The organism is Brevundimonas sp., assembly GCF_036402095.1.
Lineage (GTDB): Bacteria > Pseudomonadota > Alphaproteobacteria > Caulobacterales > Caulobacteraceae > Brevundimonas.
The window spans coordinates 1-3,552 of the sequence record NZ_DASWTO010000134.1; the positions used below are offsets into that span (position 1 = coordinate 1).

The following is a 3,552-nucleotide window of genomic DNA, read 5'->3' on the forward strand; positions in this document are numbered from 1 at the left end:
GTCGGCGCCCTGGCGGCGGCTCCGGTCATCCTCTACGCCACCGACTACACCTTCATCGAGGCGGTCTGGCTCTCCTGGGTCACCGACGCCCTGAGCATGATGATCATCGTGCCGTTCGGGGTGGTCATGACGCGCGACCGCCTGGCGCTGTGGCGCTCGCGGACCGACGCCCTGATCGCCGTTTCGCTCTTCCTCGCGCTCTCTGCGGCCGTCTGGCTTCTGGTGCCGCTGGAGCCCGCCCTGATCGCCCTGACCGCGCCGCTGGCCGTCCTCGCCACCCTGCGCTTCGGCGCAGTCGGCGCCGCGAGCGCGGTGCTGTGGACGGGTCTGCTCGCCCTTGGCCTGCACCTGGCGGGGCTGGGCAGCGTCTCCGCCGGACACCCTGATCTGCAGACCGAGCTGTTCCACCTGCAACTCGGCCTCGCCACCCTGCCGCTGACCACCCTGCCCATCGCCGCGGTCCTGTCGAAGCTGGATCGCGCGCTGCAGGCCGCCGCCACCGCCGAGCGGGCCCGCAACGCCTTCGAGAGCGCGGGCGACGCCATGATCACCCTCAATCCCAGCGGCAGCATCGAGACTGTGAACGCGGCGGCGGAGGCCCTGTTCGGCTATGACGCCGCCGAGCTGGACCGCCGCGACGTCTCGCTGCTGCTCGATCTCGCCCAGGATGGCGAGGGCGTCTTCATGTCACGGCTCGGCGCCTCCCGTCGCGCCCTCGCCGGCGGTGTCGTGCGCGAGCTGACAGGACGGCGCCGCAACGGCGAGACCTTCCCCGCCGATGTCGGTCTCGGCGTGATGAACCTCCCGACCGGCCCGCATGTTGTCGCCGTGGTGCGCGACATCTCCGCCCGGCGCCGGGTCGAGGAGATGAAGGAGGAGTTCGTCTCCACCGTCAGCCATGAACTGCGGACGCCGCTGACCTCGATCGCCGGGTCGCTGGGTCTGCTGGCGGGCGGCGCGGCGGGACCCCTGCCGGAGAAGGCGGCCCGTCTCGTCGGCATCGCCCACGCCAACAGCCAGCGTCTGGTGCGGCTCATCAACGACATCCTCGACATCGAGAAGATCGAGTCCGGCAAGCTCACCCTGGACCTGGCCGTCGTTGACCTCGGCGACATCGCCGCCCGTTCGGTCGAGGCGATGCGCGGCCTGGCGGACGAACTCGGCGTCGGCCTCTCGCTCGAGGCGGGCGAACCGGCTCCGGTGCGGGGCGACGCCGACCGGCTGATGCAGGTGGTCACCAACCTGCTCTCCAACGCCTGCAAATTCTCGCCGACTGGCGGCGTGGTGTCGGTGTCGGTCGATCCCCGGGCCCGCATCGCCCGCCTCAGCGTGCGCGACGAGGGCCCCGGCGTTCCGGAAGCCTTCCGGGCCCGCATCTTCTCGAAATTCGCCCAGGCGGACGGCTCCGGCACCCGGGCCAAGGGCGGCACCGGCCTCGGCCTCGCCATCGCCCGCGAGATCACCGAACGGCACGGCGGCCGGCTGTGGTTCGAGTCGCCGCCCGGAGCCGGCGCCACCTTCCACCTCGAACTGCCCCTCTCCAGCGGTGACCTCGCCGTGCCGCAGGACGCGCCGCGGCTGCTGATCTGCGAGGACGACGCCCTGGCCGGCGAAATGCTGCGGCAGATGCTTGAGCACGACGGTTTCGCCGCCGACGTGGTCGGCACCGGGGACCAGACCCTCAGGGCCGCCCGCACCGGCTGGTACGCGGCTGTGCTGGTCGATCTGCACCTGCCGGACATGGACGGGGTGGCCCTGATCCGCGCGCTGCGCGAGGACGACGCCACGCGCCACCTGCCGGTGGTCGTGGTGTCCGGCAACGTCGCCGACGGCCAGGAGCGGGGCGGATCCCTCGAGGTTCTCGACTGGCTGGCCAAGCCGTTCGATCAGGCGAGACTGCGCTCGGCCGTCACGGCCATCCTCCAGCGCCGTTCCGACCGGCCGCTGATCCTGCATGTCGACGACGACCGCGACACGCTCGAGGTCACCGCCTCCGCCCTGGCGGAGATCGCCGACCTGATCACGGCCGACAACCTGTCGGTGGCGCGGGCGATGCTCCGCGAGCGGCGCCCGGATCTGATCATCCTCGATCTCGGCCTGCCTGACGGTTCCGGCCTCGAACTGCTGCCCGACCTCGACGCGGCCTATGGATCGAACGTCCCCGTGGTCGTCTATTCGGCGCAGGAAATGGACGCCACCCTGGCTGATCGGGTCGACGCCGTGCTGGTCAAGTCGCGCACGTCCCTGGCGGGGCTGACGCGGACGGTGCGGGATCTCACCTCCAGCCCGCGGGAGACTTCCCGATGACCCGCCTGCACGTGCTTCACGTCGACGACGAGCCTGACATCCGCGAGGTGGCGGCCATGTCGCTGGACCTCGACGACGGGATGTCCCTGACCTCCGCCGCCTCGGGAGCCGAAGCCCTGGCCCTGCTCGAGGGCGGCCTGCGGCCTGACGTCATCCTGCTGGACGTCATGATGCCCGAGCTCGACGGACCGGGCGTCCTGACGCGCCTGCGCCAGTTGCCGGGACACGGGACCACGCCGGTCATCTTCATGACCGCGCGGGCCCAGTCCTCGGAACTGAACCGCTACATCGGCCTCGGCGCCATCGGCGTCATCGTCAAGCCGTTCGACCCGATGAGCCTCGCCGCCTCGGTGCGCGACACCCTCGCGGGCGCGGCGGGATGAACGCCGGCATGGAGCCGCTGCAGGCGCGGTTTCGCGAACGCGCCGCCCGGGACCTGGATCTGCTCCGGCGTCACCTCGCCGCTGATGACGTCGCCGCCCCGGAGGTCGAGGCGACGGCGCACAAGCTGGCCGGCTCCGCCGCCCTGTTCGGATACGCCGAGGTCGGCCTCGCAGCGCGGGACGTCGACCTGGCCTTCACGGCCGGACGCCGCCCCGGGCGCGATCTGCTCGAGGCTCTTGCCGCCCGGCTGGCCGGCGTCTGCGCTGTCGAGCCGGCGGCCTCGCTCACGGAAACGCCCGTCGCCGCCGCCGGCGGCGGCGAGACCATCCTGATCGTCGAGGACGACGAACTGCTGCGCGCGCATGCCGAACGCCAGCTTCGGCGGCTCGGCTACCGGGTGCTTGTGGCGGCCGGTGGGGATGACGTGCTGGCGCGGCTGGAGACCCTGCCCCCTATCGACCTGCTGTTCACCGACCTGACTCTCCCGGGCGAGGCCGGCGGCGAGGCGCTGGCGCGCGCGGTCCGTTCGCGCCGACCCGGCCTGCGGGTGTTGTTCACGTCCGGCAAGGGCGGCCGGGAAGCCGCATCCGCCGCTGCTCCGGGCCACCCCTTCCTGCCCAAACCCTATCGGCGCGACGCCTTGGCCGCCACGGTCCGGCACGCGCTGGACCAGCCTGTGACTTGACCGCCCCGGCCCTTGCCGGCCGCCCCGGCCCCGCCATCACCTGAGGGATCATGACGACACCGAATCCGCCCGACGTGAACCCGGTCCTCGACGGCAAGGTCGTCCTCCTGATCGAGGATGACGCTGTCATGCTTCGGGCCCTCGGCCATGCCTTCCAGCAGGCCGGCTGCCGCGTC

3 protein-coding genes are annotated in these 3,552 nt (G+C 72.0%); all 3 read left to right on the top strand.

The window, feature by feature from the left end:
• The coding region (locus VGD32_RS09650) for a response regulator (protein WP_331031677.1) at positions 1–2,307 on the top strand (2,307 nt) is incomplete at its 5' end.
• Positions 2,304–2,690 (top strand): response regulator, encoded by a 387-nt coding sequence (locus VGD32_RS09655; RefSeq protein WP_331031678.1) that lies wholly within the window; start codon positions 2,304–2,306, stop codon positions 2,688–2,690. The genes VGD32_RS09650 and VGD32_RS09655, both read left to right, overlap by 4 nt.
• On the top strand, positions 2,687–3,376 hold the full coding sequence (locus tag VGD32_RS09660; protein ID WP_331031679.1) for a response regulator: 690 nt from the start codon (positions 2,687–2,689) through the stop codon (positions 3,374–3,376). Before VGD32_RS09655 ends, VGD32_RS09660 begins: the two co-directional genes overlap by 4 nt.
• Positions 3,377–3,552 lie beyond the last annotated feature (176 nt).

Excerpts from the sequence above, each read along its gene's own strand:
- VGD32_RS09655 (WP_331031678.1), top strand. The coding sequence starts at position 2,304 with ATGACCCGCCTGCACGTGCTTCACGTCGACGACGAGCCTGACATCCGC.
- VGD32_RS09660 (WP_331031679.1), top strand. The coding sequence starts at position 2,687 with ATGAACGCCGGCATGGAGCCGCTGCAGGCGCGGTTTCGCGAACGCGCC.